The sequence below is a fragment of the Flavobacterium agrisoli genome (assembly GCF_016522065.1).
Lineage (GTDB): Bacteria > Bacteroidota > Bacteroidia > Flavobacteriales > Flavobacteriaceae > Flavobacterium > Flavobacterium agrisoli.
The window spans coordinates 203,040-229,900 of the sequence record NZ_JAEHFV010000002.1 but is presented as its reverse complement, the minus strand read 5'-3'; the positions used below and the strand labels follow the sequence as shown (position 1 = coordinate 229,900).

At 35.4% G+C, this 26,861-nt stretch carries 25 protein-coding genes; 14 read left to right on the top strand and 11 right to left on the bottom strand.

The window, feature by feature from the left end; all coding sequences use genetic code 11:
- Positions 1–136: 136 nt before the first annotated feature.
- Genes I5M07_RS15985 through I5M07_RS06075 form a run of 3 tightly spaced genes read right to left on the bottom strand, consistent with a single transcriptional unit; the run spans position 137 to position 4,337 of the window.
- A complete protein-coding gene (locus tag I5M07_RS15985; RefSeq protein ID WP_233621973.1) occupies positions 137–655 on the bottom strand; it encodes a hypothetical protein in 519 nt (172 codons plus the stop codon).
- An 8-nt stretch (positions 656–663) separates the two neighbouring features.
- Positions 664–2,076, bottom strand: coding sequence for a sialate O-acetylesterase (locus I5M07_RS06080; RefSeq protein ID WP_233621971.1), 1,413 nt, complete (start codon positions 2,074–2,076; stop codon positions 664–666).
- Positions 2,077–2,102: 26 nt separating this feature from the next.
- The gene (locus tag I5M07_RS06075; protein WP_200105328.1) at positions 2,103–4,337 is read right to left on the bottom strand and encodes a glycoside hydrolase family 3 C-terminal domain-containing protein; all 2,235 of its coding nucleotides are present in this window, start codon (positions 4,335–4,337) and stop codon (positions 2,103–2,105) included.
- Between the two features lie 181 nt (positions 4,338–4,518).
- On the opposite strand from I5M07_RS06075, the gene I5M07_RS06070 reads away from it, so the two are divergent.
- The 6 genes from I5M07_RS06070 to I5M07_RS06045 all read left to right on the top strand — a co-directional run bounded on the left by I5M07_RS06070 (position 4,519) and on the right by I5M07_RS06045 (position 12,846).
- Complete coding sequence (locus I5M07_RS06070; protein WP_200105327.1) at positions 4,519–6,678, top strand: alpha-glucuronidase family glycosyl hydrolase; 2,160 nt, start codon at positions 4,519–4,521, stop codon at positions 6,676–6,678.
- 12 nt (positions 6,679–6,690) lie between these two features.
- Positions 6,691–7,806, top strand: a complete 1,116-nt coding sequence (locus I5M07_RS06065; RefSeq protein ID WP_200105326.1) for an endo-1,4-beta-xylanase — start codon at positions 6,691–6,693, stop codon at positions 7,804–7,806.
- Positions 7,807–8,019: 213 nt separating this feature from the next.
- Complete coding sequence (locus I5M07_RS06060) at positions 8,020–10,470, top strand: TonB-dependent receptor (protein WP_200105325.1); 2,451 nt, start codon at positions 8,020–8,022, stop codon at positions 10,468–10,470.
- 183 nt (positions 10,471–10,653) lie between these two features.
- On the top strand, positions 10,654–10,983 hold the full coding sequence (locus I5M07_RS06055) for a hypothetical protein (protein ID WP_200105324.1): 330 nt from the start codon (positions 10,654–10,656) through the stop codon (positions 10,981–10,983).
- A gap of 3 nt (positions 10,984–10,986) precedes the next feature.
- Positions 10,987–11,286: a hypothetical protein gene (locus I5M07_RS06050; protein WP_200105323.1), complete on the top strand. Its 300-nt coding sequence runs from the start codon at positions 10,987–10,989 to the stop codon at positions 11,284–11,286.
- 3 nt (positions 11,287–11,289) lie between these two features.
- Positions 11,290–12,846: a PepSY-associated TM helix domain-containing protein gene (locus I5M07_RS06045; protein WP_200105322.1), complete on the top strand. Its 1,557-nt coding sequence runs from the start codon at positions 11,290–11,292 to the stop codon at positions 12,844–12,846.
- 136 nt (positions 12,847–12,982) lie between these two features.
- On the opposite strand, the gene I5M07_RS06040 is transcribed toward I5M07_RS06045, so the two are convergent.
- The 3 genes from I5M07_RS06040 to I5M07_RS06030 form a co-directional block, all read right to left on the bottom strand.
- Entirely contained in the window at positions 12,983–13,639 is a 657-nt protein-coding gene (locus I5M07_RS06040) for an aspartate kinase (protein ID WP_200105321.1), read from the bottom strand.
- A 120-nt stretch (positions 13,640–13,759) separates the two neighbouring features.
- On the bottom strand, positions 13,760–14,119 hold the full coding sequence (locus I5M07_RS06035; RefSeq protein WP_200105320.1) for a YraN family protein: 360 nt from the start codon (positions 14,117–14,119) through the stop codon (positions 13,760–13,762).
- A gap of 6 nt (positions 14,120–14,125) precedes the next feature.
- A complete protein-coding gene (locus I5M07_RS06030) occupies positions 14,126–15,025 on the bottom strand; it encodes a S66 peptidase family protein (RefSeq protein WP_200105319.1) in 900 nt (299 codons plus the stop codon).
- A 236-nt stretch (positions 15,026–15,261) separates the two neighbouring features.
- On the opposite strand from I5M07_RS06030, the gene I5M07_RS06025 reads away from it, so the two are divergent.
- The 4 genes from I5M07_RS06025 (at position 15,262) to nadD (ending at position 18,563) form a co-directional block, all read left to right on the top strand.
- The gene (locus tag I5M07_RS06025; protein WP_200105318.1) at positions 15,262–16,365 is read left to right on the top strand and encodes an endonuclease/exonuclease/phosphatase family protein; all 1,104 of its coding nucleotides are present in this window, start codon (positions 15,262–15,264) and stop codon (positions 16,363–16,365) included.
- Positions 16,366–16,419: 54 nt separating this feature from the next.
- Positions 16,420–17,280 carry a YicC/YloC family endoribonuclease gene (locus I5M07_RS06020; protein ID WP_200105317.1) on the top strand — a complete coding sequence of 287 codons (861 nt, stop codon included), beginning with the start codon at positions 16,420–16,422 and terminating at the stop codon, positions 17,278–17,280.
- 45 nt (positions 17,281–17,325) lie between these two features.
- Positions 17,326–17,898 (top strand): guanylate kinase, encoded by a 573-nt coding sequence (gene gmk, locus I5M07_RS06015; RefSeq protein WP_200105316.1) that lies wholly within the window; start codon positions 17,326–17,328, stop codon positions 17,896–17,898.
- A gap of 83 nt (positions 17,899–17,981) precedes the next feature.
- On the top strand, positions 17,982–18,563 hold the full coding sequence (nadD, locus tag I5M07_RS06010; protein WP_200105315.1) for a nicotinate (nicotinamide) nucleotide adenylyltransferase: 582 nt from the start codon (positions 17,982–17,984) through the stop codon (positions 18,561–18,563).
- A 2-nt stretch (positions 18,564–18,565) separates the two neighbouring features.
- On the opposite strand, the gene I5M07_RS06005 is transcribed toward nadD, so the two are convergent.
- Positions 18,566–19,459 (bottom strand): LysR family transcriptional regulator, encoded by an 894-nt coding sequence (locus tag I5M07_RS06005; RefSeq protein ID WP_200105314.1) that lies wholly within the window; start codon positions 19,457–19,459, stop codon positions 18,566–18,568.
- Between the two features lie 167 nt (positions 19,460–19,626).
- On the opposite strand from I5M07_RS06005, the gene I5M07_RS06000 reads away from it, so the two are divergent.
- From I5M07_RS06000 to I5M07_RS05990, 3 genes are all read left to right on the top strand, one after another.
- On the top strand, positions 19,627–20,307 hold the full coding sequence (locus tag I5M07_RS06000) for a type 1 glutamine amidotransferase domain-containing protein (RefSeq protein ID WP_200105313.1): 681 nt from the start codon (positions 19,627–19,629) through the stop codon (positions 20,305–20,307).
- A 6-nt stretch (positions 20,308–20,313) separates the two neighbouring features.
- Positions 20,314–21,471, top strand: a complete 1,158-nt coding sequence (locus I5M07_RS05995; protein WP_200105312.1) for an iron-containing alcohol dehydrogenase — start codon at positions 20,314–20,316, stop codon at positions 21,469–21,471.
- Between the two features lie 296 nt (positions 21,472–21,767).
- A complete protein-coding gene (locus tag I5M07_RS05990; RefSeq protein WP_200105311.1) occupies positions 21,768–22,763 on the top strand; it encodes an NAD(P)H-dependent glycerol-3-phosphate dehydrogenase in 996 nt (331 codons plus the stop codon).
- Positions 22,764–22,840: 77 nt separating this feature from the next.
- Here the strand turns inward: I5M07_RS05990 and I5M07_RS05985 are convergent, their stop codons facing one another.
- From I5M07_RS05985 to I5M07_RS05970, 4 genes are all read right to left on the bottom strand, one after another.
- The gene (locus I5M07_RS05985) at positions 22,841–24,061 is read right to left on the bottom strand and encodes an outer membrane beta-barrel protein (RefSeq protein WP_200105310.1); all 1,221 of its coding nucleotides are present in this window, start codon (positions 24,059–24,061) and stop codon (positions 22,841–22,843) included.
- A 156-nt stretch (positions 24,062–24,217) separates the two neighbouring features.
- Entirely contained in the window at positions 24,218–24,625 is a 408-nt protein-coding gene (locus I5M07_RS05980) for a hypothetical protein (protein ID WP_200105309.1), read from the bottom strand.
- 78 nt (positions 24,626–24,703) lie between these two features.
- Positions 24,704–25,723 (bottom strand): phenylalanine--tRNA ligase subunit alpha, encoded by a 1,020-nt coding sequence (gene pheS / locus I5M07_RS05975; protein WP_200105308.1) that lies wholly within the window; start codon positions 25,721–25,723, stop codon positions 24,704–24,706.
- Between the two features lie 117 nt (positions 25,724–25,840).
- Positions 25,841–26,197: a hypothetical protein gene (locus I5M07_RS05970; RefSeq protein WP_200105307.1), complete on the bottom strand. Its 357-nt coding sequence runs from the start codon at positions 26,195–26,197 to the stop codon at positions 25,841–25,843.
- A gap of 76 nt (positions 26,198–26,273) precedes the next feature.
- Here I5M07_RS05970 and I5M07_RS05965 point away from each other — a divergent pair, with 76 nt between their 5' ends.
- Complete coding sequence (locus I5M07_RS05965) at positions 26,274–26,858, top strand: CvpA family protein (protein WP_233621968.1); 585 nt, start codon at positions 26,274–26,276, stop codon at positions 26,856–26,858.
- The last annotated feature ends 3 nt before the right edge of the window (positions 26,859–26,861 follow it).

Sequence of the window (26,861 nt, the reverse complement as noted above, 5' to 3'; positions counted from 1 at the left end):
TTGTTTAAAAAGCTATTTAATTAACTCTAAATATAAATGATTAAAAAGGATTTTTTTAATCCTATCATCAAAAATCCATTTCATTTTAAAAACAAACTATCTCCTCATTTCTTTAACCCATAAACAAAACCTCACCCTACTCTTTTTTCACCACTTCAAAAGGTGTCGCTGGCAAATTTTCACTCGAAAATAAGTTAGCTTTATCAGGGTTATCTGCCCAAGCATAACGCACGGCAATTGGATTTTTAATTTCAGGATGCCAAACTTTTATTTGATTATTTCTAATAATTTCAGCTTTTGCCCAAACAAAATGTTGCCCATCCTTAGAAATAGCAAATTCATGCAATTCGGATCCTTTTGAAATTTTCAATCCCTTGTCACAATCTTTAAAATCAATAGTGACATTTTCGGTTCCAAAAATGCTGCTTTTAGGAGAAGGTCCAGCAGCAACTAATTTTGTTTCGCCATAAGCCAATTTTCGGGCTTGCAAGGCCAACCTGTCGCCAACCGCTTTTTTATTTAAAGGATGAATGTCGTTCCATTCGCCTACATCAATCGTAACGGCCATGCCCGTATTGGAAATCGAAAGTGTTTGGCGTTGTGCCTCGCGTAAAGCCGCCCAATTGCTATCTGTAGGATTGGGTTTGGCCTCCATAAAATTGCTCAATTGCAAAAAAGAAACGGAAAATCACCTAGGCTCCAGTTTTTTCGCCAATCCAAAATCAGGCTGGAAAAAGCGCGTTGATATTCACTAGGATTTCCCGTATTGGATTCGCCTTGGTACCAAAGAACTCCCTTAATGCGGTAGGATAATAAAGGCGCAATCATGGCATTGTACAAGCCTTCGGGTTTCCAACGGATAAAAGTAGGTCCCGCCAAAGAAGGCATTTTAGCTCCAACATGATAGTTCCATTTTCCTTTTAAATTAATAGTATCATTGCCAATAGCTAAATAATAGGGTTTGTCTAACACAAATCCGCCTTTTCCAGTTGAGTTTATTAATCGCACGGTAATGGTGTTTTTTCCTTCTTTTAATAATGATGGTGCCACTTCGTAACGTCGGGGTGGATATTGATAACCAGTAGTTCCGATGAAATTTTCGTTTAGATACACATAATCCTGATCGACTAATCGGCCTAAGAATAATTTGGCAGGTTTACTTGCCATTGTTTTGGGAACCTCAATTTCTTTTTGAAACCAAATTACCCCATTCAAATTACCTAAACTAGTTTGCTCCGCCCAATAACCTGGAATATTCATTTCTTCTGATTGAGTGGGGAAATTCGTCAACCAAATCGGTTTGTTGTTTTGCAAACCCGCATCTTTTTGATTCAATTCGGCATACCAAGCGTCACTTTTTTTTTGCTCAGATTGCGTAATGTCTTCAATTAAAGCTTCATTTTTAAATTTTTCTGCTTCTTGAAGTGCTTCAGGAAAGGGTTGTAAGGCTTTTTTACTCATCCAAGATTCAACTGGCGAACCTCCTAAGGCAGTATTGATTAAACCAATGGGAATCGGATATTTTTCGGTGATGGCTTTTGCGAAAAAATAACCTACGGCGGTAAAATCAAGCACTTCTTTAGGTGTACATGCCATCCAATTGCCCGAATCAAAATCGGTATTTTCTTTCTTGAAATCGTATTTGTCGAGAACTAGAAATTGTCTGATATTGGTGTTAGTTGCACTCGCAATTTCCTTTCCGTATTTTTCTTTAACACGTTCCATGGGTAATTCCATGTTCGATTGTCCTGAGCATACCCAAACATCCCCAAACAAAATATCCGAAAGGGTTATAGTATTACGGCCTTTAAAAACCATTTCGTAAGGGCCACCGGCTTTTTGTTTGGGCAACAAAATCATCCAATTACCTTGAGCGTCTGCTTTGGTTTTGTAGGTTTTGGTTTTGAACTGGATTTCGACCGATTCGTTGGCAGAAGCCCAACCCCAAATTTTCAATTTGGTTTCGCGTTGTAGAACCATTCCGTTACTAATTAAACGGGGTAATTTAATTTGAGCCTGTAAGCAAATAGTCAAAAGACTAAAAACCAATAAAAGGATACCGTTGCTTTTTTTCATTCTGTTATATTTTAAAAAAATGGATTTTATTTTACCAAGATTACGGTTTCGGCCATTTTGGGAGCACCGAGTTCCAAGCTTTTTTTAACTGGACTTGAACCGCCAACGTAAATTTTAAATTCACCCGATTCGATTGTGCGTTTCCCTTCGTTTGTTACCATTTCATAATTTTTAGGGGTTAATTCAAAAGAAACATTTTGAGATTCGCCTGCTTTTAAATGTAAGCGTTGCATACCAATTAACTGAAAATTCGGCACTGCTACACTGGCTTTTATATCCGAAATATAACATTGCACCACTTCATCCGAGTTGAATTTTCCGGTATTGGAAACGGTTACTGTAATGTAGCAATTTTGTTTTTTACTGATTTTTGGGGAGGCCACTTTTATAGTATCATATTTAAATTGGGTATAACTCAAACCAAATCCAAACGGATACAAAGGCTCCTCATTCATATAACGATACGTTCGTCCCTTCATACTGTAATCTTCATAATCGGGCAGTTGTTCTAATGATTTTGGAAACGTTACGGGTAATTTTCCCGATGGTGACACATCGCCAAATAGAACATCGGCTACAGCATTTCCGCCTTCTTCGCCAGGGTACCAAACCAACAAAACAGCATCGGAAAGTAGCTGTACTTCGGCTAAATTCATTGGACTTCCGCCTGTAACTACCGTGATTATGGGTTTGGGATTGGCTTTGTCTTGGGTCGCTATTTTCTTTAATTTTTTTAGATAATCAAGCTGATTTTGCGGAATGTTGTAATCCAGTCGATCACCTGCTGTGGGCGAGGCTAACGATTCGCCTTCTTCTCCTTCTAGTAAACCCGAAATTCCCAACACGACAATGGTGGCATCGCTCTTTCCAGCATTACCACTCGCCCAATCAATGGGGTTAATTCCAGATTGATTGAACATGGTACCCATTTGATAGTGTAACTGACTCGCCGGACTTACCTTGGCGGCAATTCCTTCTAAAATGGTAACTAAATTAGCATTTATACCATGGTAATTGCCTAGTAAAACATCTATATTGGCTGCATTTGGGCCTGTAACAAAGTATTTTGACAGCTTTTTCGAAAGGGGTAATGCGCCATTATTCGAAAGTAAAACGGCGCTTTTTTGAGCTACTTCACGAGCCAAATCGCGATGAGCTTTGCTGTCAATTATTTCTGCAGCAATATTATCATTCGGATTGCTTCCTTCTGGATCGAATAATCCCAACTTAAAGCGTGTTTGTAATAAAAGGGCTAATTCAGTATTCAGTTCTTTTTCCGTAAGTAAACCTTTCTGGATAGCTTCTGGTAATGCTTCGTAAGTGCCGCCACAATTTAAGCTGATACCTCTTTTTACGGCTAAGGCAGCCGCTTCGGCTTGTGTTAAAACTAATCCATGTCCGTTTTTATTTTTAGGGGTATACAAATCACGAAGGGCGCCGCAATCACTAACGACATGGCCTTTAAAATGCCATTTTTTACGCAATATATCCGTAATTAAAAAACTACTCGAACAGCAAGGCTCGCCATTTGTACTATTGTATGCACACATTACAGCTTCTACTTTATTTTTTACTAGAGCTTCAAATGCTGGTAAATAGGTTTCTTCTAAATCTTTTGGTGACGCAGCCGCATTAAATTCATGGCGTAGTTTTTCTGGGCCACTGTGTACAGCAAAATGTTTGGCACATGCAGCGGTTTTCAAATAGTTCGGATTTTCTCCTTGTAAGCCTTTTACAAAGGAAACCCCAATAGTAGCCGTTAAAAAGGGATCTTCTCCATAAGTTTCTTGTCCACGACCCCAACGCGGATCGCGAAAAATATTAATATTGGGTGTCCAAAAAGTCAAACCAGCATATTGTTTGAAATAACCTGCTTTTTTGGTGTTATTATAAGAAGCTCGTGCTTCATCTGATATGGCGGTTGCTACTCGTTTAGCCAAATCGGCATCAAAGGTGGCTCCCAAAGCTATTGCCTGAGGAAAAACAGTAGCTGTGGTAGAACGGGCTATACCGTGTAAGGCTTCGTTCCAATAACTAAAAGGCAAAATTCCCAAATGCGGAATGGCAGGCGTATTATGCATCATTTGGGATGCTTTTTCGTCGAGATTTAAGCGCGAAATTAAATCGGCAATTCGTTCTTCAGTGTTCAATTTCGGATTTTGAAATGGAAAAGTGGGAACGACTGTATTTTCATTTTGTGCAAAAGCGATTATAGTGCACAACAAAAGGATTGCGATAGGAATTAATTTTATTTTTTTCATAAAAGGAATCTTTCAAATTGATAAAAAGTAAAATTTATTTTTTTGTTCAATTACAAAGCTATATTTTTACGCAACCGATTGCAAATAAAAATTTAGTTATTTTGTTTAAAATTATAGTATTCGTTTTTTTAGGGAAGAATGAAGGTGAAATAAATAATAAAAGCATTTAAATATTGAATTGATGAAATCTATCTTTTTCAGAAAATGGTATTTTTGGATGTGTGTTTTGAGCACATACTTTTCGTTGTACGCCCAAAAAGATTATAAATTATGGTTACAATATACACCTATAACAAATCCTGAAACTGTTGCTAACTATTGGGAAAATGTACAAAACGTGATTTCCACTGAAAATTCAGAAACCTTGAACATTGCACGTTCCGAATTAAAAGAAGGATTAAAAAGTATGTTAGGAGATCATTTTGATATATCTAAAAAAGCTGACAATATTATTGTATTAGGCTCTTTTAAATCATTAAATGAAAAGATGAAAAACCAACTAAAATATGATTTTGATAAAATTAAGAAAGACGGCTTCATTATAAAAACTTTAATTGAAAAAGATTTAAAAACCACTGTAATCACAGCAAAAAATGATATTGGGGTTTTATACGGTGTTTTTAATTTTTTGAGATTAATACAAACGAATAAATCCATTGAAAAATTAAATATAATAGATTCACCCAAAACAGATATTAGAATCTTAAACCATTGGGATAATTTAGACGGAACTGTAGAGCGAGGTTATGCAGGTTCTTCTATCTGGAATTGGCAAAAATTACCCGAATTTATTGATCAACGTTATATTGATTATGCTCGTGCAAATGCTTCGATCGGAATTAACGGAACGGTATTAAATAACGTAAATGCCAATGCCTTGATTCTCACACCGCATTATATAGAAAAAGTAGCTGCTTTAGCCGATACATTTCGGTCTTACGGAATTAAAGTGTATCTAACAGCACGCTTTTCGGCTCCTATTGAAATTGGTGGACTAAAAACGGCTGATCCATCCAATCCAGAGGTAATAAAATGGTGGAAAGAAAAAGCAAATGAGCTTTATAAAGCAATTCCTGATTTTGGTGGTTTTGTGGTAAAAGCCAATTCCGAAGGACAACCCGGGCCTCAAAATTATGGTAAAAATCATGTTGATGGCGCTAATATGTTAGCTGATGTTTTAGCTCCTCATGGCGGAATTGTAATGTGGCGCGCCTTTGTATATTCGGAGCACGATGCTAACGACAGAGCAAAACAAGCCTACTCTGAATTTGTACCTTATGATGGAAAATTTAAAGAAAATGTCTTGGTACAGGTAAAAAATGGACCCATTGATTTTCAGCCAAGAGAACCCTTTCACCCTATGTTTGGAGCCATGACTAAAACGCCGTTAATGATTGAATTTCAAATCACACAAGAATATTTAGGATTTAGTACGCATTTGGTTTTTTTACCGAAACTGTATGAAGAAGTATTACAATCGGATACTTTTTCGGAAGGTAAAGGTGCTACTGTTGCTAAAATTGTTTCGGGCAAAATTAACGATCATGTCTTAAGTGGTATGGCGGGTGTGGCTAATATTGGGAGTGATTTAAATTGGTGCGGACATCCTTTTGCGCAAGCCAATTGGTACGGGTTTGGGCGTTTGGCTTGGAATCCCGATTTGAGTGCCGATTCAATTGCAAATGAATGGCTTCGCATGACTTTTAGCAACGAGGAAAATTTTGTAAAACCAATTCAAAAACTGATGTTGCAATCACGCGAGACGGTGGTAAATTATATGACTCCACTAGGATTACACCACATCATGGCCACCAATCACCATTACGGACCAGGACCTTGGGTAAGCAACCTATCTCGACCCGAATGGAATCCAACCTATTATCATAAAGCAGATGCTAACGGTATTGGTTTTGATCGTTCGGATACAGGGAGTAGAGCAACCGCTCAATATTTTCCAGAAATAGCCAAACAATTTAATGATATAAAAAAATGTCCCGAAACCTATTTGCTTTGGTTTCATCATCTGCCTTGGGATTATGAATTAAAAAATGGGAAAACACTCTGGAATGGTTTGGCCTTGCAATACCAGCAAGGGGTTAACGAAGTTCACGACATGCAGGCGACGTGGAATAGAATGCAAGCTTATGTGGATGAAACACGTTTTAAAGAAGTACAAATGCTTTTGAAAATTCAGTATGAAGAAGCAAAATGGTGGCGGGATGCTTGTTTGTTGTATTTTCAGCAATTTTCGAAAAAAACTTTGCCAGATGGAGTTGAAAAAGCAGCTCATAACTTAAACTATTATCAATCGTTGCAATTTCCTTTTGCTCCTGGAATTTAAAAAAATCAAATTATGAAAAAACTTGCTTTTACCACTGCCGCTTTAACTTTACTGCTTTTGGGATTTATTTCGGCCTCGAAGCAGCCTTTAGATAATAATTTGAAAACGGTTTTTAAAGATGCGTTTTATATAGGCACAGCACTTAATGTGGCGCAAATCGAAGAAAAAGATAAAATAGAGGTCACATTAATTCAGAAACAATTCAACAGTATAACGGCCGAAAATTGTATGAAATCGATGTTTGTGCAACCTAAAAAAGGTGTTTTTGATTTTTCCTTATCGGATAAATTTGTAGCTTTTGGGCAAAAAAATAAAATGTTTATTCATGGACATACGTTGATATGGCACAGTCAATTAGCACCTTGGATGGAAAAAATAACCACGAAAGAAGAAATGGCCGATTTTATAAAAAACCACATTACGACTATTGTAACGCATCACAAAGGCAAAATAAATTCATGGGATGTGGTAAATGAAGCAGTAAATGATGACGGAAGTTTACGCAATTCAGTTTTTCTCAAAACAATGGGAGAATCGTATTTGCAAGAAGCTTTTCGTTTGGCAGCTGCGGCCGACCCAAATGTCGATTTGTATTATAATGATTATAGCATGACCAATCCTGCCAAAAGAGCTGGTGTTATAAAAATGGTGCAAAACATTCAGGCAAAAGGAATCAAAATTGATGGAATAGGCATGCAAGGACATTGGCAGCTTGAGTCACCTTCTATAGACGAAATAGAAACCAGTATTGTAGCTTATGCTAAGTTAGGAGTGAAAGTAGCCATAACTGAATTGGATATTTCGGTTTTACCCAATCCGTGGGAATTGCAAGGGGCTGAAATTAGCCAACGTTTTGAAAATTCGCCCAAAATGAATCCCTATCCAAAAAGCCTGCCCGATTCTATCCAAGATAAATTAGCAAAACGGTATGCACAAATTTTTCAGTTGTTTGAAAAACATAAAGACAAAATAAGCCGCGTTACATTTTGGGGAGTGCACGACCAACAATCATGGCTGAACGATTGGCCAATAAAAGGGCGTACCAATTACCCTTTATTGTTTGATATAAATTTAAAACCTAAAAAGGCGTATTTTGAAGTTTTAAAAACCAAAATTACCCAAAAATAACCCTTACAGCTTTTTTTTGTTATAAATCAACCACAATTGTTAGAAAAAAATCAAATTAAATTTCAAGATTAATAAGAATTTTACATTAAAATTGAATTTGTAAATGTTTTGAATTCAGATAATTAGTTTTTTATTTAGAATAAATTAATATAATTTTGTTTGCTAAGTTATTCAGAATTACTTTTGCGCTATCAAAAACAATTCTAAATAAAGATGAAATTATTTGTAAAAATTTTATGTTTGACATTCTTTATGTCAACAGCTACTTGGGCGCAACAAGCAGCCTCCATCATAGGTACCGTGAGTACAACAGACAACAAACAAGCTTCTTCTATTTCGGTAGTTTTAAAAGGAACTAAAATCGGAACAGTAACCAACGATGTGGGTGCTTACGAAATCAAAAACCTTAAGCCCGGAAATTATACGTTACGTGTGAGTTCGGTTGGATATGCTTCGAAAGAAAAAAATATCACCATTGTAAGCAACGAAGTGATTACTGAGAATTTTGTTTTAATTGCCACTTCAGAGCAATTAGACGAAATCGTAATTGAAGGTGCTAAAACCAATCATTTTGCAAAAAAAGAAAACGTGCAAATTTCGCGTTTACCACTTAAAAATATTGAAAATCCACAAGTTTATACCACTATTTCGGCAGAATTATTGAAAGATCAGGTGGTAACTAACTTTGATGATGCTTTGAAAAATGCACCGGGTGTTCAACCACTTTGGGCTTCAACAGGTCGTGGTTCCGATGGAGGAGCTTACTTTTCATTGCGTGGATTTGCAGTGCAACCTAGAGCACTTAACGGATTACCTGCAATTTCTAACGGAAGTTTGGATCCAGCCAATGTGGACAGAATTGAAGTTATAAAAGGACCATCGGGAACCTTGTTTGGTAGTTCGATTGTTTCTTACGGTGGTTTAATCAATATTACAACGAAAACGCCTTACGATCATTTTGGAGGTGAAGTAAATTATACAGCCGGTTCATACGGACTTAATCGTGTAACGGCCGATGTAAACACACCATTAAACGAAGATAAAACGGTAACTTTCAGAATCAATACGGCGTATCATACTGAAAATAGTTTTCAAGATGCTGGTTTTAGAAAGTCACTTTTTGTAGCACCTTCGTTATCGTACAAAGCTTCCGATAGACTTTCGTTTTTATTCAATACCGAATTTTTGAGTAGCGAATCTACGAATGCAATGCAATTGTTCTTGACTCGTTCGGCGCCATTACGCGTTCATAATATGGATGAATTGGGTTATGATAACAAACGTTCGTATACGAGCAACAACTTGTCTATTAAAACACCTTCATTTAACTTACAAGGGCAAATGTTTTATAAGATAAAGGATAACTGGACTTCGCAAACGGCGGTTTCTAGAACTTCGGCTAAATCAGAAGGATATTACAGTTATTTATTTGAAGGAACAACTTCTTTTCCTGATATTACCGAAGGTGTTGTTTTCGGGCGTTACATCAACTACCAAAACTCCACTACTTTAGCTATAGATATTCAACAAAATTTCATTGGCGATTTTAAAATTGGAAAAATGAGAAACCGAATTGTAGCCGGTGTTGATTATTTTAACCGTCAAATTATTGATAACGGAACAGGATATGTTGTAAACGGAATGGTTTATATTGGCGATGATAGCCTTCAAACAGTAAACGAAAAAGTATTCGGAATTACCAATCCGGCTCAATACATTACAACTGGTGACAGCGGAAAATTGAGTCAAGAAGCCACCGATGCTTTATTGGCAACGGCTGCCGTTAACAACAGCAAACAAAAACAAGAAGTGTACAGTGCATATGTTTCGGATGTAATTAACTTTTTACCAAATTTATCGGCTATGGCAAGTTTGCGTGTAGACCGTTTTATGAATGCACAAAATGGTGCGTATAACCAAACAGCACTTTCGCCTAAATTTGGAGTAGTGTACCAACCTATTTTAGATAAAGTGTCTCTTTTTGCCAACTACATGAACGGATTTACCAATGTTGCTCCTGGAGAAGATATTAACGGGACTACTAGAACGCCTCGTGTTTTTGATCCAGAACATGCTGATCAATTGGAGTTTGGAACTAAATTGAATTTGTTTAGCGATAAATTATATGCCACTTTTAGTTATTACGATATTAAAGTTACCGATCGTGTTTACAACATTCGTAATTCGGCAACCGATGTTACGTATTACCAAGATGGAGCGCAAGAAAATAAAGGTTTTGAAGCCGAAATTATTGCCAATCCAATTGCAGGTTTAAACATTGTGGCAGGTTATAGTTATGTAGATTCTGGAACAACTAAAGGAGATTTAAATACCATTGGTTTGCGTCCAACTAGTGCAGGAGCTTATAATTCGGCTAATCTTTGGGCAAGCTACCGTTTTCCTGAAGGTGACTTAAAAGGTTTTGGTCTTGGATTTGGAGGAAATTATGTGGGTGAAAATAAAATCACAAATAGCATTGTTACCGGAGCATTTACTTTGCCAGAATATACGGTGATCAATTCTTCTATTTTCTACGGAAATGAAAAATTCAATTTAACATTGAAAATAGATAACATTGCCAACGTAGATACTTACGATGGATGGTCGACCATTCACCCAAGAAATATGAGAGCCGCTTCAGCTAGTTTCTCTTACAAATTCTAAAAAAAAAACAAATTATTAAATCAACCCTTTCTGAGTAATCAGGAAGGGTTTTTTTGTGGAAATGACACTGAAATTCTTTGTTTTTTATTTAGAACAAATTAAAATAATTTTGGAATATTAGTCGGAACAGGCTACATTTGCACAATCCAAAACAATTCTAAATAATCGGTAAACAAATAAGAAATGGTTACAATTGCAAGCTTATTGGTTTTTATAGCGTTTTATGCCTATTACAATACATCAAAAAGAGCACCTTTGCACGAAGGTACCAATGTAGAACAATGGTTGCGAAGTAAACCAAAGCAAGCCCGACGTATAGCCTTGTGTTTTTTAGTCCTGAGTTTTACGCTTTTATTATCGCAAAAAGCAATTGGTTCTAGCAGTCTTATTTTTATGATTCAATTAATGACCATTGGAAGTTTGGTAGTGGTTTTGGCCCCTTTAAAAGTCATCAACCCTAAAATCATTGCCGGCGTTTTTACCCTTTCTCTTTTTTTAGAATTTATCTACTAACTCATGCCTGCTAATCCAAAATACTTAACGCAATCGGTAGGGGGGCGAATTCTGAAAATTTCTGCTGCTATTTTAGGAGGTTATTTCGTTTCTGTTTCTTTTCATTTGGCACTTGCTAGTTGGTTTAACCGTGAAAACATTGTAATTACCACTGCTTTTACAGGTTTTATTTTGTGGGTGGCCTTAATGATTTTGGCTTTTTTGGCCAAAAGTGGTTGGAAAATTTGGTTGTATTACCTCTTACTAACGGGTCTTTTTGCTGGACTTGCTTATTTAGGACAAATGGTTAACCCTCTTACATAAATTATGAATATCCGAAATTATAATATTTTTTTTCATACGCATACCGTTAGCGGAATCGTAATTAGTGTGGTTTTATTTGTCATTTTTTTTGCGGGTTCTTTTTCTTTTTTTAGAGATGAAATTGCGAGTTGGGAACGAGGCGAATCGGCAGTAGCCACGAACGATATTCAGCTTGATTACAATAAAGCGCTTCATGTTTTAGATACGGCTTACGATTTGCGTGGTCGCGACCTTCATATTTACCAACCCCATGCCGAGAATAAAGTCGCCATCAGTTTAGAGCCTACCAAAGATTCGCTAGCAACTAAAAAAGCACGTAGTTCTCAATTTTTATATTTAGATAATAAAACGTTTAAAACAACGACCTATGTTGAATCGTATTCCTTAGGTGAATTTTTATATCGTTTGCACTTTTTAGCGCAAATTCCGTATCCTGTAGGTTATTATACTTCTGGCTTTGTGGCGTTGTTTTTTCTGTTTGCCATTATCACAGGAGTCTTATTGCATTGGGACAAAATTGTAACTAATTTTTTTGTTTTTAGGCCTAAGGAAAAATTAAAAACCTTATGGACCGATGCGCATACCGCATTAGGGATGTTGGGATTGCCATTTCAGTTTGTATATGCTGTAACGGGTGCTTTTTTCATGATTAAGCTTTTAATCGTAGCGCCCGCAGTACTTTATTTGTATCAAGGCGATGAAGAAAAAATGTATAAAAAGCTCGAATATACAGGAGCGCACCATGAGTTTCAAAATGTTTGGAACAACCAGACAGTGAATTTGAATGATTTGGTAAATAGAACAAAACAGAAATGGAGCGATTTTGAAGTGACACAAGTTGAAGTGCAGAATTACGGCGATGCTAACATGCACGTGGTTGTAGAAGGAGCTTTGTTATATGATAAAAAATTTACAGCGGTTGGAAAAGTGGTGTATAAAGTGGCAACCAACGCTATAGTCGCCGAGAAAAATCCGATGAACCAAAATACGTATTTGGATGCCGTTAAAAATGTTTTATACCGAATTCATTTTGGCGATTACGGTGGTTATGGTTTAAAAATAATCAGTTTTGTATTGGGAATTATAAGCTGTTTCGTAATTATTTCGGGCGTTATGATTTGGCTGGTGGCTCGTGATAAAAAGAACGTTCCTGAAAAGAAAAAACGATTCAATGAGCGTGTGGTTCGGATTTATTTGGCCATTTGCTTGAGCATGTACCCTATAACGGCGTTGAGTTTCATTGTTGCCAAATGTTGTCATCCTTTAGGTCAGGATAATTTGTATCGTTTTTACTTTATTGGTTGGTTGATTCTTACGATCTTTTTTATATGGAAAAAAGACAACGCATTTACCAATTATTTTTGCTTGCTTTCCGGAAGTATTATCGGAATTTGCATTCCGTTAGTAAACGGAATTACCACAGGCAAATGGTTTTGGATTTCCTTTGCTAATCAACAATTTCAACTCTTTTTTATAGATGTTTTTTGGCTGGTTTTAGTATTAATAACTTTTGTAGTGAGTCTTAAAATTAAAGACCATGGTAATCATACAAAAAAGTAAAATCGGTTTAATCAGTATGTTTTATAATAAAAAGCTATCGTTTCAATTTGAATCGATAGCTTTTTTGTATAAAAAAATCCTCCTATTTTTGCATACGGAGGATTCTTTACAATGGTATTTTTTTTCTTTTTTCTAATTAGTTTTTTAAGTCTTTAATTACTTTAAAAGCAACGTCAACTTGTTCTTCGCCTACCAAAATTGTGAATTCGTTTGAAGTTGAAATTACTTCGTTAATGATGATTCCTTCCCAAGCCAAACGTTGGAAAATAAAATAATAAATGCCAGGAACCACTATATTTTCTTTTGGTAATTTAACTGTGATTGAAGCCAAATTATCTAATTTCTGAATTAATTTTTCGCGTGAAAAGTGTTTTTCAACCAAATGATTCACGCTACTACTTACTACAATATTGGTCTCGTTAACGCCTCTAGATGAAGTATAAAAAATATCTGATAAGGCATTGATATCCGAAATTAAATCGGCTTGTTTGTTTAAAACGGTTTCTGAAGCAGCAAAAGTGTAATCGGTAAGTTCTGATCGAACGGTGATTTCACCAATATTTTTAATGACTTTGTTGATTTTGTGATTTAATTTAAAGTCTAATTCTTCTGTCAATCTTTTCAAAGACATTACCACAGCACCTTGTTTTACCTCTTTGCCAAATTCACTTTCTAATTCGGTCATAATATTTCGAGATAACGAAGTCAAATTAATTATCCCCAAAGAGAGCGCATTGAGTAAAAAAGGTTTTGTTTTGATGTAGTTTTCTACAATCGAAGAAACAGTTTTCATGGTTTTTAATTTTTTTTTAATTTTTAAGTTTGGTTCATTTGGTTGTGATTTATTGTTATAAATCTTCGCAAAGATAAATTAAAAAACAATTTGTTACAAATATAACAATGAAAAAAAATGTTAAAAATAAAAAAAAGCATCTTCAATATGTTCAATGCTAGTACTTTCGGTGGTTTTCAAGACAGCGACGATATCAAAACGGATTTCAAAATCAATTTCCCTATCGGATACGTAGGAATTTACGGCGCTCAAAAGCTGTTTTATTTTTTTTGAATTGACAAAATCTTGCGGTAATCCAAAATCGGCACTCGAACGTGTTTTAACTTCTACTACCGCTAAAATTTCATTTTTAGAAGCTAAAATGTCAATTTCGGCTTTTTGAAAACGCCAATTTCGTTCTAAAATCTGGTAGCCATTTTGAACCAAAAAATCAACTGCAAGTTCTTCCCCTAATTTTCCTAATTCGTTATGCTCGGCCATGATTGCTTAGGGTTCAAAAGCCAACGTACTTCCTTGAGGCGTTACCGAAATAGTAACTTGGCTGCCCATAATCAGCGCACGGTTGTCTCTAATATGGCCCGCTGGAAAATTAAAAATCATGGGTATGTTGTATTTTTTGGTAATCTCATCCACAATTTCTAAAGCATCTTTTCCCCAAGGAATGTCATTATCGTTCATACGGGTCATCGATCCGACTACTATTCCCTTCAAACTTTCCAAACAACCATTTCGTTTCAAATTCATCATCATTCGGTCAATATGGTACAAATATTCGTCTAAATCTTCGATAAATAAAATCTTGTCCTGACAATCAATTGCCGATGGTGAACCTAATAAACTATACAAAATAGATAAATTACCACCAACTAATTCGCCAGTTGCAGTGCCCATTCTGTTTTTAGGATCGGGACCAATTTCATAGCTTAGTTTTTCGCCAAAAAGAGCTTTGTGCATGGAACTAATTGCTTCGGGAGTAGCACGCGGAATGGTTACTGGCATTAGGCCGTGAATGGATTGGAAGCCCATCGTATTCAAATGATTGTGTAAAACCGTTACATCGCTAAAGCCAACAATCCATTTTGGTGCTTTTTTAAATGCTGTAAAATCCAACAAATCAATCATTTTTACCGTACCGTAACCGCCTCGTACACACCAAATTGCTTTGATGTTTGGATTGTCTAATTGATGCTGAAAATCGGCAGCACGTTGCGCATCGGTTCCTGCCAATTGGTTTTGATCCAAGCCAATGGTAGAACCAATCACCACTTCAAGTCCCCAACTGTGCAACAAGTCGATAGTAGGTTGTAAATTATTATCGATGTTTTTACGAGCCGTGGCAACCAAAGCCACTGTATCGCCTTTTTTTAAATACGAAGGTGTAATCATTTTAAATTGGGTTTGCGCATGAGTAATAAAACTAAGAAAGAAAAAAACCAGCAAAAAACGGTTTAATCCTCGATTTGTTATGGTTTTGCAAGCGCTAAATTGGTAAATAAATTTCACTAATAGAGGGATGTGCTAGGTTTATATTGCGTAACAAATATAAGAATTTAACGCAAAACCGGTTCATGGAAGTTGGAATTAAGTATATTTGAATTATAAGAAATATCTTGTTTAATTATATGAGTAAAAAAGCTTTTTGTATCAGTTTGCTGTTGTTTTTAACGTGCCAGGTTTTTTGGGGACAAGAAAAGAAATTCAGAATTCATACCGTGGCTTTTTACAATTTCGAAAATTTATTCGATACCATTAACAATCCGACAGTAATGGACGATGAATGGACACCCAAAGGGAATCAAAATTGGACAGCCGAAAAATACCATCAAAAACTGCAAAACCTAGCTCGGGTATTAAGCGAAATTGGAACGCCAGAAAATTTGCAACCACCCACTTTGATTGGAGGAGCCGAAATTGAAAACAGGATGGTTTTGGAAGATTTAATTCAGCAACCGGCACTTCAAAAAAACCAATACGGAATCATACATTTTGATTCGCCCGACAATCGAGGTATCGATGTGGCTTTGTTGTATCAAAAAAAGTTTTTTCGTCCCGTTTCCTACAGTGCCGTTCCGTTGGTTATTCGAAAAGAAAATAAATTACGAAATGCAAAGGTAACGCCATTAGAAACAGAAATTGAAACGGAAAACGAACCCGAATTCGCAGAACGAATATTTACACGAGATCAATTAGTGGTAAGTGGTTTTTTAGATAACGAGCTCATTCACATCATCGTGAACCACTGGCCTTCACGTTCTGGGGGTGAACAAAAAACAAGTGCTTTTCGAGAAGCTGCGGGGATTTTAAACCGAAAAATTATCGATTCGCTACAGCGATTAGACTCAAAAGCAAAAATTATCACTATGGGCGATTTGAACGATTCTCCTTTTAATAAAAGCGTAAAAAAGGCACTAAACGCCAAAGGAAATCCAGAAGAAGTTGAACCAAATGGGTTATTTAATCCTTTTGAAAACAAAGCCAAAAAAGGCTTTGGCACCATTGCGTATCGGGATGCGTGGGACATTTTCGATCAAATTTTGGTTACAGAGACCTTGTTGCATAAAGAATATTCGGGGTATCAATTTTGGAAAGCAGGTATTTTTAGTCCGCCCTATGTTATTCAAACTAGCGGAGCTTATAAAGGATATCCCTTGCGGCACTCGGCTACCGAAGTAGGATTTAGCGACCATTTTGCCGTGTATATTTACCTTATTAAAGCGCATTTTTAGACCAGACTGCGACTGAATAGTTTTTAGTACCTTTGCAACTTTATATCCAAATTTATGATACAATCAATGACGGGTTTTGGCAAAGCAACTTTGCAATTGCCAACAAAAAAAATTACAGTTGAAGTAAAATCCTTAAACAGCAAAGGACTTGATTTAAACGTTCGAATGCCTTCTGTTTACCGTGAAATGGAGTTGGGCTTGCGTAATCAAATTGCCACGCAACTCGAACGCGGAAAAATTGATTTTGCTATTTATGTAGAAAATACTACCGAACAAACTTCGACTAAAGTAAACGGCCCGATTGTAAAAAATTACATTGCGCAACTGAAAGAAGTAACGCCAAATGCAGATGAAACCGAATTGATGAAAATGGCCGTTCGTATGCCCGATGCCTTAAAAACCGAGCGCGAAGAAATTGATGAAAATGACTGGGAAGAAATTCAAAAGACAATAGGCGAAGCCTTGCAAAATATCCAAAATTTCAGAAAAGATGAAGGCGCATCACTCGAAAAAGAATTCAATCTTCGTATTTCGAATATCCGAAAATTTATGGAAGAAGCCTTAGTGCTTGATCCTGAAAGAATTCAATCCATAAAAGAACGCTTGCAAACCGCTATTTCCGAATTGGCCGTAAATGTAGACGAAAATCGATTTGAACAAGAGTTGATTTACTATCTCGAAAAACTAGATATTACTGAAGAAAAAGTACGTCTTAATAACCATTTGGATTATTTTTTACAAACCATTACCGGAACCGAAGCAAACGGTCGAAAACTGGGATTCATTACCCAAGAAATGGGTCGCGAAATCAATACAATGGGTTCAAAATCCAATCATGCGCAAATGCAAAAATTGGTGGTAATGATGAAAGATGAACTCGAAAAAATTAAAGAACAAGTTTTAAACGTGTTATAAAATACAAGGGCTGCGTTTAGCGCTTAAAGCCAAAAGCATAAAATAATGAAAAAAGGTAAATTAATTGTTTTTTCGGCGCCATCTGGTTCTGGAAAAACCACTATAGTGCGGCATTTATTACAACAAACCGATTTGAATTTAGAATTCTCTATTTCTGCCGCCACTCGCGAAGCTAGAGGAGAAGAAATCAATGGCAAAGATTATTATTTTATTTCGTTAGAAGAATTTAAAAGCCATATAAAAAATGAGGATTTTGTTGAATGGGAAGAGGTTTACCGCGATAATTTTTACGGTACTTTAAAAAGTGAAGTCGAGCGCATTTGGGCTTTAGGAAAAAACGTAATTTTTGATATTGATGTGGCGGGAGGATTGCGAATTAAGCATAAATTTCCTGAAGAGACTTTAGCTGTTTTTGTAAAACCACCGAGTGTAGACGAACTAAAAAGACGTCTTAAAGAACGCTCTACCGAAAGTGAGGAGAAAATTAACATGCGAATTGCAAAAGCACATGTTGAGCTAGCAACCGCCCCGCAATTTGATGTTATTATCAAAAACTATGATCTGGAAATTGCTTTAGAAGAAGCGCATCAATTAGTGGCCGATTTCGTTAAAAAGTAGGGAACTGAACGAATTGACTATTGTAAAAACCAGAAAGTTTTAATCTTTAAATTACTTCATTTTTATCTATTTAAATAAAATTAATGAAAATCGGACTGTATTTTGGCACTTTTAATCCCATTCATGTTGGTCATTTAATTATTGCCAATCACATGGCCGAACATTCTGATTTAGACGAAGTTTGGATGATGGTTACGCCTCATAATCCGCTAAAAAAGAAAAATACGTTGCTAGAAGACCACCATCGTTTGGAAATGGTATATCTGGCCACACAAAATTACCCTAAAATAAAACCTTCCGATTTCGAATTTAAATTGCCTCAGCCCAATTATACGGTGAATACCTTGGTTTATTTGGAAGAAAAATATCCGCAACACGAATTTGCATTGATCATGGGGGAAGACAATTTGAAAAGCCTTCCGAAATGGAAAAATTATGAGGTTCTTTTACAAAATTATACCCTATATGTTTATCCGCGCATCACTTCAGATCTAGAAAAATCTAATTTAATCGAACATCCAAATGTGCATTTGATTGATGCGCCTATTGTAGAAATTTCGGCGACTTTTATTCGAAATAATATTAAAATCGGGAAAAACATACAACCTCTTATTCCCGAAAAGGTTTGGCAGTACATCGATCATAATTTATTTTACAAAAAATAGGTTTACAGCAAATTTTGTAATCGTTTCAGAATGAGGTTAAATGCCGATTGCAAAGCCTCATTTTTACCCGAAAGTAAAAAAATATCTTCTGCTGGCATACTGGGTGCGTTCCAAAGTAATTGCAATTTATTAGACGCAATCAAGCTTTTAGCATTGCAATGATAGGTGAGTGCCACGCCATTATGTTGACTCAAAGCGCAAAGCATTTCGTATTCATTTGGGATAATATAGTTGGGCTGTAAAGAAGGTCGTTTTTTGTTAAAAACATGCAACCAAAAAAGTTTTACATGCGGAATTCGGGCATCGTGACTAAACCATTTGAATTGATTTAAATGCGCTTCGATGGTGTACAAATCCATTCGTTGAATGTGTTTTTGTGTCATCGTAATATCCAAATTAGGCGAGGCAACCATCACTAATTTGGTACTTCCTACTTTTTTGATAAGCGTGTCAAAAGTATCAAAACGCTTGCTAACAATGGCAAAATCTATTTTTTTTGAATTTACCAGTTCAAAAAGTGCATCGTTATCATTAAAACTAAAATCTATAAAATCAAATTCCGAAAGTAAGGCACTTCCCAAACTCGAAAACAAATGTTTCGAAACTCCAACCGAAATCAACCGATTGGCATCGGAAGCTTTTGCTCTAAAACCTTGCTCCACATTTTCTAAGCGATCCAATGCATCGATGATTAAATTGTTGAGTAATTTGGCATATTCCGTTGGCTCAACTCCTTTTGATTTTCGATTGAAAAGTTTGTAACCCACATGGGCTTCTAACATTACAATTTGCTGACTAACGGCGGGTTGGCTAATGAAAAGTTCTTTTGCGGCTAACGAAAAATTCCCGTTTTTATAAACCGACTTAAAAGTCCGATACCATTCTAAATTCACCATGATATAAATATATTTATTACAAACATAATTTATTTTATTTTTACTAATATCATTAATGACGTAATTTAGCAAGAAATGTTCTGCAAAGAGCTAAAAAAGAATTTCTTATAAATGGTTTGAACAAGACAAAGCAGTTTTTGAACAAACGCAATTAAAAATATAAAAAGATGAAAAAAGTAGTATTCGTGCTTACAAGTCACGACCAATTAGGAGATACAGGAAAAAAAACAGGATTTTGGGTAGAAGAATTTGCGGCGCCCTATTATGCGCTAACCGACAATGGTTTTGAGGTTACTATAGCAAGTCCGTTGGGAGGTCAGCCACCTATTGATCCCAAAAGTGACGATCCCGATGCGGCAACCGAAGATACCAAACGTTTTGATTCGGACAAAGCTCTTCAAGAAAAACTAAAAAACACGGTAAAATTAGCCGATATAAATCAAGCAGATTTTGATGCAGTTTTTTATCCAGGTGGACATGGCCCTTTGTGGGATTTGGCAAATGATCAAAATTCGATTGCTTTAATAGAATCTTTTTATAACCATAATAAACCAGTAAGTTTTGTTTGTCATGCACCAGCAGCGCTTAAAAACGTGAAAGTTAATGGTGATTATTTAGTTTCAGGAAAAAAAGTAACTGGATTTTCTAATTCAGAAGAAGAAGCTGTTGGTCTTTTTAATGTGGTACCGTTTTTACTAGAAGATGTATTACAAGAAAAAGGCGGAATTTATTCTAAAGGAACCGATTGGGGAGTTTATGCTGTAGAAGACGGCTTGTTAATCACGGGTCAAAATCCTGCTTCATCTAAATTAGTTGCCGAAAAACTAATGGCTCAACTTAAAAACTAAATAAACATGTTAAATTTTGAATTATACAATCCGACGAATTTAATTTTCGGAAAAGGACAAATGGAAAAATTATCGTCTTTAGTGCCAGCAGGATCCAAGATTCTTTTGGCGTATGGAGGCGGAAGCATCTTTAAAAACGGCATTTACGATCAAGTAATGACTAACTTGAAGGGATTTGAAATAGTCGAATTTGGTGGGATTGAGCCAAATCCGCATTACGAAACGTTGATGAAAGCCGTTGAAATTATTCGAGCTGAGAAGATTGATTTTATTTTAGCCGTGGGTGGCGGATCGGTGATAGATGGGGTGAAATTCATATCGGCCGCTGTTCATTTTGAAGGCAATCCGATGGATATTTTGCAAAAAAGGCTTTTGATTAAAGAAAATGCCTTACCATTCGGAACTGTTTTAACTTTACCAGCAACCGGAAGTGAAATGAATTCGGGTTCGGTGGTCACTATCAAAGCGACAGAAGAAAAATTAGCTTTTGGTGGATCGGCAATGTTTCCTAAATTTTCTATTTGCGATCCTACGGTGATTGTGTCTTTACCCAAAAGACAAATTCAAAATGGAGTAGTCGATGCGTATACCCATGTTTTGGAGCAATATTTAACGTATCCGCACAACGCACTTTTGCAAGACCGTTTTGCTGAAGGTATTTTGCAAACTCTAGTTGAAGTTGGACCTGAAGTAGTCGAAAATCCTGCCGATTATACGTTGGCATCTAATTTTATGTGGTGCTGTACGATGGCGCTTAACGGACTAATTCAAAAAGGTGTTCCTAGTGATTGGGCTACACACATGATCGGTCACGAGTTAACGGCTTTGTACGGCATAGATCATGCTAGAACTTTAGCAATTATTGGCCCTAATTTGTACCGTGTGATGTTTGAAACCAAAAAAGGCAAATTAGCACAATACGGAAAAAGAATCTTTAATTTAGAAGGAACCGAAGATGAAATTGCTGAAAAAGCCATTGAAGCAACAGTGGCCTTTTTTCATAAAATGGGAATGCAAACCAAGCTTTCGGATTATACTGAAGGGTATGAAAACACAGCATCTTTTATAGTTAATCGCTTTGATGACAGAGGCTGGAAAGGCTTGGGAGAAAATCAATTGGTTACTTTGGAGAAAGTTAAAGATATTGTAGAGATGAGTTATTAGTATCGAAATAAATAAAAAAAAGAAAAGGCGTTCTCAATTAAAATTAAGGACGCCTTTTCACATTACTAAAACAAAACTAACTAACTCAATTTGCATTTTTCCATTAAAGGATTTATTCATAATGAGTTACAACGCATCTGTTTCTTATTTATTGTGCAAAATCCTAAAAAAATTAAAATTTTTATATTTTTTTTCTTAATTCTTTGCTAAGCGTCTTGTTTTATACATTTCTTCACACTCTTTTTTTGCATGATTAGCACTTAATTAAGTACTTTTGCCTTAAATTTTTAAAATAAATGAGCGAAAATTTAAAATTTGCTGTTATTGGGGGTGGAAGCTGGGCTACAGCGATTGCTAAAATGCTGTGTGTAAATATGGATGAAATTCATTGGTACATGCGAAATGATGCCGCCATAGAGCACATAATCAACCACAAACACAATCCAAATTACTTAAGTTCGGTTGAATTTGATACTTCTAAATTAAAATTAACCAACAATATAAACGAGGCTATTACCAATGCTGATTATTTGATTTTTGCCATTCCATCGGCTTTTTTAAGTGTAGAACTCGAAAAATTAGAGGTTTCTTTAGAAAATAAAATCATTTTTTCGGCCATTAAAGGAATTGTTCCCGAGACAAGTTTAATTGTGGGTGAGCATTTTCATGTGCAATACGATATTCCGTACTACAATATTGGCGTAATTACGGGGCCTTGTCATGCCGAGGAGGTGGCATTGGAGCGTTTGTCGTATTTAACGATTGCGTGTGGTGACGAAGAAAAAGCGCAAAATGTAGCCGATAGACTTTCGGGAAATTACATAAAAACCAAAATCACCGACGATATTATTGGTACTGAATACGCTGCGATGCTAAAAAATATTTATGCTGTAGCTGCCGGAATAGCGCATGGTTTGGGTTATGGTGATAATTTTCAGTCTGTTTTGATGAGTAATGCCATTCGCGAAATGAAACAATTCATCAAAAAAGTCCATAAAATGAAACGAAATATTAACGACTCGGCTTATTTAGGGGATTTATTGGTTACCGGATATTCTATTTTTTCCAGAAACCGAACTTTCGGAAATATGATTGGAAAAGGTTACACTGTAAAATCGGCCATGATGGAAATGAATATGGTCGCCGAAGGATATTATGCAACCAAAAGCGCTTACAAACTTAATCAAGGCTATGGTGCCGAAACGCCTATTATTGATGCGGTTTATGCCGTTTTATACGAAGGAAAAGAACCGAAAAAAACATTTAAAAAACTCTGTGAGTTTTTAGATTAGACAATGCTATATTTTGTTCTAAATAAAGAAGGCAACGTTTCAAAAACGTTGCCTTATCTTTTTAACTCGTATTTTTTCTAAAAAATAGTGTATCCTAATTTTAAGGAAGCCGATTTAAAATTGGAATTCCACATAGTGTATTTACTCGAAATATCTCTTTTGTTATACCATCGCGCTTCAATACTTATTTTGTCGTATAATTTGTAACCAAGCCCAAAAGTGAAGTTGTTTCCGCCAGAAAAGTCCACCATTTGTACCGTTTTATTATCGGCAGTTATGTATTTTACTGAAGAATCTCCCAAACTCATAGCAAGTACAAATCCAGCGTTTAAAAATATTTTAGAATTCGGAGAAAGGAAAAAATAATGTCTTACTCCCAAAGGAAATTCAAGGGCATTGTATTTTGCTTGAGCGGTTAATACACCCCAGCCCGAAATCCCCGTTTTGGGGTCGGTAATTTCTTGACTAAAATTTTGATAAGTGGGTTCTAAAAATAGAGACCATTTGTTTTTATTTATATTGAGGAAAAATTCGGCTTCAACTCCAAATCCAATAGTTGTTTTTTTACCAAAATCAGTATCTAATATTTCAGTCACATCATTAAAAGCTGTTAACGAAGCGTTGTTTAAATTAACTTTTACGCTTAAATTAAATTGGTCTTTTTTGTTTTGCTTTTCATAATTTATAGTTGTAGCATTTTGGCAGGTATTATACGAAATAAAAAAATCAATTAAGTTGCTTTTTTTGTACGGTAATTTAACCAAGTCATCTTGTTTAAAATCAGTACATTTTAAATTCTCCCAAAGTTGTTTTTTGTATTGATTGTTTTCAGCAACTTGATTAAAAGTGTTTTTATACCTTTTATAAATTAAGGGTTCTATTGCATTTTGATCGGTTTTAAAATAGTATTTTTTAGTGTTTCCATATTCATATAAATTGGCTTTACCTTCTACCAAAACGGTCAAAAAAACAGTTTTCTGAATAAAAACGGGATCCGCTTCTCTGGATAAAGTATTAATGTTAGTGCTTGAATTTTCAATTTGAATTGTGCTTCTTACAAATTTGGCACTGTTATAAATTCCAAATTCTGCAACCGATTTAATAGTGAGGATGTTTACTTCTTCTTTTTCTGAAATTTTATATTTAAAATCAATAGGGCTATTAATTCCTTCTGTATTTTTTATCAAACACTCGGTTTTTTTTCCTGAATTGTCAATATAATAGCCTTTTTCAAAAGAAATTTGAGCGTAGGTATGTAAGCTAAAAAAAATAGCTAAAAGGGGTAAAAGTTTTTTCATAAAATGGTTAAGGTTTTGGTTAGTGGTTATTCGAAAGGATATAATAAAATTAAAAACTCGCCAAATGTAAAAAAAATATATACGGTTTTTTAAAAATAAAAAAGAGTTTGCATTTACTATGAATACAAACTCTTTTGGCTTTTACAATGTATTTGATTACCTTACGATAACCCCCTCTTTCCATAAAATAGGTACTTCTTCGGTATTGCTTTCGGCTATGGAATTGGCTTCAAAAATAAATTTTTTGTCGTATAAAGTGTTACCAATAAAAAAGGAAACCAGGAATTCATTTTGTAAAGGCAAAAGACTTTTTTCAATCATTTCGATTTTAGCAACAGAAACGGAGGGTAATTCAGGAACTGAATGTCGTAAAACGGATGTTTTTTTCATTTCACCATTTAAAATCCCGTGTGCTTTAGAAACGATAATAACATTTTCTAATACAAAATCACTGTCGTTTACCAAATGTGCAAACCAAACTTTTTCCATGAAATCGTCGCTCCATTCTTGTACTGCGGCTATAAAAACATTTTCTACAACCGGAATGATAATATCTTTTTTCATACTATTTCTACATTTAAAAAATAAAAAGTCGAAAGTTTCAAACTGTGAAACTTTCGACTTTTTGACTATTTATAAAAATTAAATACTAGATTTAAATTGCTCTAAGAAACGAACGTCATTTTCGTAAAACATTCTAATATCGCCAATTTGGTACAACAACATTGCAATGCGTTCTACACCCATTCCAAAGGCAAAACCGTTGTATTCGTCGGGGTTTATGTCGCAATTTTTTAAAACATTTGGGTCAACCATTCCGCAACCACCAATTTCCAACCAACCGGTTCCTTTTGTAATGCGGTAATCGGTTTCGGTTTTTAATCCCCAATAAATATCAATTTCGGCACTTGGTTCGGTGAAGGGAAAATAAGACGGGCGCAAACGAATTTTTGATTTTCCAAACATTTCTTTAGTAAAATAAAGCAAAGTTTGTTTTAAGTCGGCAAACGAAACGTCTTTATCAATATACAATCCTTCTACCTGATGAAAAATGCAGTGCGAGCGTGAAGAAATAGCTTCGTTACGAAAAACACGTCCTGGAGAAATTGTACGGATAGGCGGTTTGTGATTTTCCATATAACGTACTTGTACCGATGAGGTATGCGTACGCAATAAAACATCGGGATTGGTTTGTATGAAAAAAGTATCTTGCATATCACGTGCCGGATGGTATTCGGGCAAGTTTAATGCGGTAAAATTATGCCAGTCGTCTTCAATTTCGGGACCTTCGGAAACATTAAAACCAATGTTAGCAAAAATATCGATAATTTGATTTTTTACAATCGAAATAGGATGGCGTGAACCAATTAAAACCGGTTCGGCAGCTCGGGTTAAATCGCCAAAAACACCTTTTGTTTCTTCTTTGTTTTCTAAGGCTTCTACAATGCTTTTTACTTTGTCTTCGGCAGCAGTTTTAAGAGCATTAATAACTTGGCCAAATTCTTTTTTTTGCTCGTTAGGAACGTTTTTGAACTCGGCAAAAAAGTCATTCAAAACGCCTTTTTTTCCTAAAAATTTAATGCGAAATGCTTCTAATTCTTCTTTGTTTTCGGTAGAAAAAGCCTCTGCTTCGCCAATATATTCTTTAATTTTGTCTATCATTGTCATTCCGTAATTGAGTTTACAAATTTAATTTTTTTTAGCGAGTACCGAAATCGAATTGCTAAATAGTCGGTAAACTTTAACAAACAAAAGCCGTATGGTTGTAAATTCGTTTTCTTAATCAATTAATTGGCGTTCTATAAAATAGTGTACAATAGCTTCTTTCATTAAAACCGATTGTTCTCCGGCTTTTAAAGGCGGCAACTGTTCCTTTATCTTGTAGTGCGGCCAGCCTTCTTCGTCAAAAAAATCAAATTCATAGTAGCCATAAGGTTCGAGTAATCGGCAAATGGCAATGTGCATCAAATTTAGTTTTTCGTCTTTTTTAAATTCGCGGTGTAATTTTCCAAATTCTTGTAAGCCAATTAAATAAATAATGGCATCCAAATCCAAATCTTCACCTTGCGAAAATTGATTGGATAAGATTTCGACAAGTTTTTCCCAACGTTCTTTTAATTGTATATCTCTTGACATTTTTTGTAAAATTTATTTTTAGAATATATCCTATTGGTATTCTAATAAGGTAGCCTACAAAGATAAGAAGTTGGACTTGGACTTTACCGAAGATATTTGGTTTATATTTGTTTTAAAATTTAAAGTAACAAAGGTGTTGGTTTTTGATATTATTTTAGGTGTTTTATTGGTTTACGCATTATATAAAGGCATTCGAAATGGGCTTTTTGTAGAATTAGCTTCGTTTATTTCGTTGGTAGTAGGGATTTATTTTGCTATTAAATTCTCCTATTTTTTAAAAGGTTTAATTGCCAGCCGATTTTCTTGGAATCCCAATACCATTCAGGTTGTGGCTTTTGTTTTGACTTTTATTTTGGTAGTAATCGGTATTACGCTTTTGGCAAAAATACTCACCAAAATGGCGGATTTTGCTTATTTAGGTTGGATGAATGCCTTAGGAGGTGGTTGTTTTAGGCTTTTAAAAACGATTCTGATTTTAAGCGTGCTATTTGCTGTTTTCGAAAAAATCAATTTTGACAATACCTTTGCTAAAGAAAGTACATTAGATAATTCTATTTTTTATCGTCCAATACAAAAAGTAGCGCGTTTTGTGTATCCATCAATCGAAGAATTTTATGAGCAATTGCGAAAAGAGAAAAAGCAGGAAGAACCCATTTCTTAAAGG

Coding starts and splice junctions, on each gene's coding strand:
- I5M07_RS05970 (WP_200105307.1), bottom strand. CDS start 26,197: ATGTCAAGAGATATACAATTAAAAGAACGTTGGGAAAAACTTGTCGAA.
- I5M07_RS06080 (WP_233621971.1), bottom strand. CDS start 2,076: ATGAAAAAAAGCAACGGTATCCTTTTATTGGTTTTTAGTCTTTTGACT.
- I5M07_RS05980 (WP_200105309.1), bottom strand. CDS start 24,625: ATGAAAAAAGATATTATCATTCCGGTTGTAGAAAATGTTTTTATAGCC.
- I5M07_RS06030 (WP_200105319.1), bottom strand. CDS start 15,025: ATGATTACACCTTCGTATTTAAAAAAAGGCGATACAGTGGCTTTGGTT.
- I5M07_RS06060 (WP_200105325.1), top strand. CDS start 8,020: ATGAAATTATTTGTAAAAATTTTATGTTTGACATTCTTTATGTCAACA.
- I5M07_RS06045 (WP_200105322.1), top strand. CDS start 11,290: ATGAATATCCGAAATTATAATATTTTTTTTCATACGCATACCGTTAGC.
- I5M07_RS06005 (WP_200105314.1), bottom strand. CDS start 19,459: ATGGTGAATTTAGAATGGTATCGGACTTTTAAGTCGGTTTATAAAAAC.
- pheS (WP_200105308.1), bottom strand. CDS start 25,723: ATGATAGACAAAATTAAAGAATATATTGGCGAAGCAGAGGCTTTTTCT.
- gmk (WP_200105316.1), top strand. CDS start 17,326: ATGAAAAAAGGTAAATTAATTGTTTTTTCGGCGCCATCTGGTTCTGGA.
- I5M07_RS06050 (WP_200105323.1), top strand. CDS start 10,987: ATGCCTGCTAATCCAAAATACTTAACGCAATCGGTAGGGGGGCGAATT.
- I5M07_RS06055 (WP_200105324.1), top strand. CDS start 10,654: ATGGTTACAATTGCAAGCTTATTGGTTTTTATAGCGTTTTATGCCTAT.
- nadD (WP_200105315.1), top strand. CDS start 17,982: ATGAAAATCGGACTGTATTTTGGCACTTTTAATCCCATTCATGTTGGT.
- I5M07_RS06025 (WP_200105318.1), top strand. CDS start 15,262: ATGAGTAAAAAAGCTTTTTGTATCAGTTTGCTGTTGTTTTTAACGTGC.
- I5M07_RS05985 (WP_200105310.1), bottom strand. CDS start 24,061: ATGAAAAAACTTTTACCCCTTTTAGCTATTTTTTTTAGCTTACATACC.
- I5M07_RS05990 (WP_200105311.1), top strand. CDS start 21,768: ATGAGCGAAAATTTAAAATTTGCTGTTATTGGGGGTGGAAGCTGGGCT.
- I5M07_RS06020 (WP_200105317.1), top strand. CDS start 16,420: ATGATACAATCAATGACGGGTTTTGGCAAAGCAACTTTGCAATTGCCA.
- I5M07_RS06070 (WP_200105327.1), top strand. CDS start 4,519: ATGAAATCTATCTTTTTCAGAAAATGGTATTTTTGGATGTGTGTTTTG.
- I5M07_RS06065 (WP_200105326.1), top strand. CDS start 6,691: ATGAAAAAACTTGCTTTTACCACTGCCGCTTTAACTTTACTGCTTTTG.
- I5M07_RS06040 (WP_200105321.1), bottom strand. CDS start 13,639: ATGAAAACTGTTTCTTCGATTGTAGAAAACTACATCAAAACAAAACCT.
- I5M07_RS06035 (WP_200105320.1), bottom strand. CDS start 14,119: ATGGCCGAGCATAACGAATTAGGAAAATTAGGGGAAGAACTTGCAGTT.
- I5M07_RS05995 (WP_200105312.1), top strand. CDS start 20,314: ATGTTAAATTTTGAATTATACAATCCGACGAATTTAATTTTCGGAAAA.
- I5M07_RS06075 (WP_200105328.1), bottom strand. CDS start 4,337: ATGAAAAAAATAAAATTAATTCCTATCGCAATCCTTTTGTTGTGCACT.
- I5M07_RS06000 (WP_200105313.1), top strand. CDS start 19,627: ATGAAAAAAGTAGTATTCGTGCTTACAAGTCACGACCAATTAGGAGAT.
- I5M07_RS15985 (WP_233621973.1), bottom strand. CDS start 655: ATGGAGGCCAAACCCAATCCTACAGATAGCAATTGGGCGGCTTTACGC.